Raw genomic sequence first — 3292 nt, forward strand, 5'->3', positions numbered from 1 at the left:
AGGGCGGCCAGGAACCGGAGGACGATGAGCCGTTCTGATTTCATGGCGACGACGGCCTGCTACATGGCTGCGTGTGGCAGGTCTTAAACAACTGAACTGGGCTAGCGAAGGAGTGGGGGCAACAGCAACTGCGCTGGTAGACTTATCCACAGTTGCTGGTAACAAAATCAGCAATCCGCCCTGGGTCAAATTTCAATCGGCAGGGTGGGGATGCGGACAAAAACTTGGACTGGTTATGCCGCTAAGCCCAGGCTTTCACGATACTCAATGGGACTGAGCGCGCCGAGGGAAATCTTTATACGTTTTTCGTTGTACCAGCGAATGTATGAATCCAAGGCCTGAATGAACTGCTCGATGCTCGTTGACTGCCAGTTGCGAGGATAGAACAGTTCCGTTTTCAGTCGGCCGAAGAAACCTTCACAAGCCGCGTTGTCTGGTGAGCAGCCTTTGCGCGACATCGAACGAATCAGCTTCGCATCAGCGATGCGCGATAACCAGCCGGGCCAGCGGTAGTGAGCGCCACGATCGGAGTGAACAACAGGCCGTTTATCGTTACTGGCCACCGTTTCGATAGCTGCATCCAGCATCGTGTTCACAAGCTCGGCGTCGGGACGCGTGCCGATCGACCAACTGATTACCTTCCCATCGAAGCAGTCGATCATGGGGGACAGGTACACCTTGCCTGCCGGGATCTGGAACTCCGAGATGTCGGTCAGCCATTTCTCATTCGGAGCTAGGGCCGTGAAGTCGCGGTTGAGGAGGTTTTCCGGCGCCGGACTGATCTCCCCGAGGTAGGAACCGTATCGACGCCGTTTCGGCTTGGCGACGACTAGGCACTCCTGCTTCATCAAGCGCTGCACCACCTTCTCTGAAAGGCGCACACGCTGCCTGCTCAACGAAGCTCGCATCCGACGGTAGCCATAGCAACGATGATTGCGCTCGAATATGTCCGCCATGGCACGACGCACTTCGGTGTACTTTTCCGCGACCTGCATTCGGGCTCGATGATAGAAATAGGAGCTTCGGGCCAAGCCCAACGCGTCAAGCAGCTCTAGCAAGGAGTACCTATGCCTAAGGGCATCAGCCAGCAATGTCTTCTCCCGATTGGTCAGGACTTGCCGGTTGATGCCCGTCTCTTTTTTTATGAGTTCATTCGCCCTCATCAACAGGTCATGTTCAAGCTGCAAACGGCGAACATCGAGCTGGAGAGATTCGAGTTGCCGCTGCAACTCCTCTCGTTCCGGTGACGATGAGGGTTCAAGTCGACACTTCATGGATGGGGATACCTCTGGGCCGAGTAGCTGGTTTTTCCAGTTGTACAAGGTCGGCCTGCACACGCCCAGCTTTTGAGCCAGGGCTTTCGCACTTTCTTTTCGCGTGCACAGCGCGATGACCGCTGCCTGCTTCACCGCTGGCGGCCGGGCTAACCCGTCTGATCGACTGACAACACGCGTATGCAACTCGGGGTGCATTTCGTAAATCCAGGCACGCAAAGAATCCCGCGCGGGGTAGCCCAACGCCTTGATGGTAGCGGCGATGTTGCGACCGTATTCGAGATAGTGCTCGACAGCCTTTTCCCTTTGGGCCGGTGAGTACTTCGACTTCGAGTTCTCGTAGCAACGCGGCAGGTCGAGGCATCGCTCATACTCTGCGTGCCAGCTCTTCAAAGAGTTCTTCGTCGGGTAGCCCAACTGACGAATAGTTGCCCCGGTTCGCTTGCCCAGTTTGATGTAGAGCTTGACCGCTCGGATACGGTCTTCGTATGAATACATGAACTACCTCCAGGTAGTCCAAGATTTCCGCCGCATCCCCGGTGGGTCAATTTTCCATCAGCGCCAACACACTAAGCAACCATCAGAAAATTTTGACTGTACGCCAAAAAATTCGCATCTACCAGCATCTAAACAGGCGTTGTTGATTATCATAAAACACTGACACTGTATCGATAAACTCGTTTCGACAATCAGAGTTCTCCAATCAACAGTCACATACGAGTAAAGCGAACTCTAATTCGTGCTTACGTTGGTTTTCGGTTCCATTGCTCCCCAAACCCCTATTTACAAAACCACTGGCTAAAATACCCGACACCAACTCTTAAATCGAAACATAGGGTAGTTACTTAAAAGTATACGACTCACCTACACAGCCCTTTGTTTCCGGGCAGTTCAGTTATATAAAAAACTGTAAATATCACTAGAGAGGTAAAAAACCACAAGCATAGGTAGACCAATGTCGGATAAATTTTGTGAGTATTGTCGTAAGTTAATTGAAAGAGGTTCTCCACAGTACTATAAAAAACGTTTCTGTAACGAATCCCATAAGCAAATGGCGCACAGAAAGAAAAAAGACCTCAACCCTCGGCAACAAAATCGTCTAAATGTGCGTCTAAAGAATCTTTCTGTAAATAAGGAATGGCTTTACATATCGCAGCAGTGCAAACGAGCTGGATCAGTACAAATCATGTCACACCATACTGTCGCCTCATTGAAACAACTGATAGGAATAATCTGCAATAAACCAAAAACCAGGAATGATAGGAATATGGATATATGTCATGTGTATCCTGTAAAAGGAAGCGATAGAATTGGACTGCTTCATCCATTAAATCTAGTATATGGAGAGAGTGACCAAAACAAGAAGAATGGGACAAAAATCTTTCAGAGCGCTGGCTATTCTATTGATCGAGTAGAATTGAAAAACAAATGGCGCGTAACCGAAAAAATGAAAGATAAAACAATCCTACGATTGTTGGAAAAGTTCTTAGGCAACGTGATTGTTGAATATGCAAAAAAATATCCTGTTAAAATATCAGGTAGAGTAAAGTTAATAGATAAGATAATCAAGCTAGACAAGACAGGACAATATACGAGAGACAACTTGAGTGCGCTAGAATCGATTGGACTATCATCGGTCCATGCAGAACTACATGGAGTCATTCTAAGTGGGTTTTATTTCCTACCAAAAAAGAATCGATCTAGAGTGCTTATATACTTAGAAGAATTAAGTCGTGTAGCTGAGGACGCAGATGGTGATTGGGCAAAAAACTGTGAATTTATGTACCAGATATTTTTGGCTGGCGCTGCTGCTTTATCAAAAGCTCCTGATCAGCCTGAACTATTAGATATCTACAAGGCGCATGGTAAAAAAGCGGATCGCTATAAACATAGGGCGGCGGCAAAAACTGAGTGCAACACCTGACCTTTCCGGTACGGTGCTGCCCCTATGTCTTATACCGAACTCAGCGTTGAAGAGCGCGCCACCATTCAAATCGGTCGTACCCAAGGCTTCAGCC

2 protein-coding genes are annotated in these 3292 nt (G+C 48.7%); one reads left to right on the forward strand and one right to left on the reverse strand.

What is annotated here, in order from left to right; all coding sequences use genetic code 11:
• Window positions 1-233: 233 nt before the first annotated feature.
• Window positions 234-1772: an IS3 family transposase gene (locus JJD74_RS30345; RefSeq protein WP_039615185.1), complete on the reverse strand. Its 1539-nt coding sequence runs from the start codon at window positions 1770-1772 to the stop codon at window positions 234-236.
• A 457-nt stretch (window positions 1773-2229) separates the two neighbouring features.
• Here JJD74_RS30345 and JJD74_RS30350 point away from each other — a divergent pair, with 457 nt between their 5' ends.
• Window positions 2230-3198, forward strand: coding sequence for a hypothetical protein (locus JJD74_RS30350; protein ID WP_200618077.1), 969 nt, complete (start codon window positions 2230-2232; stop codon window positions 3196-3198).
• The last annotated feature ends 94 nt before the right edge of the window (window positions 3199-3292 follow it).

This window comes from Pseudomonas sp. MF6776, from assembly GCF_016613125.1.
GTDB classification, from domain to species: domain Bacteria; phylum Pseudomonadota; class Gammaproteobacteria; order Pseudomonadales; family Pseudomonadaceae; genus Aquipseudomonas; species Aquipseudomonas iridis.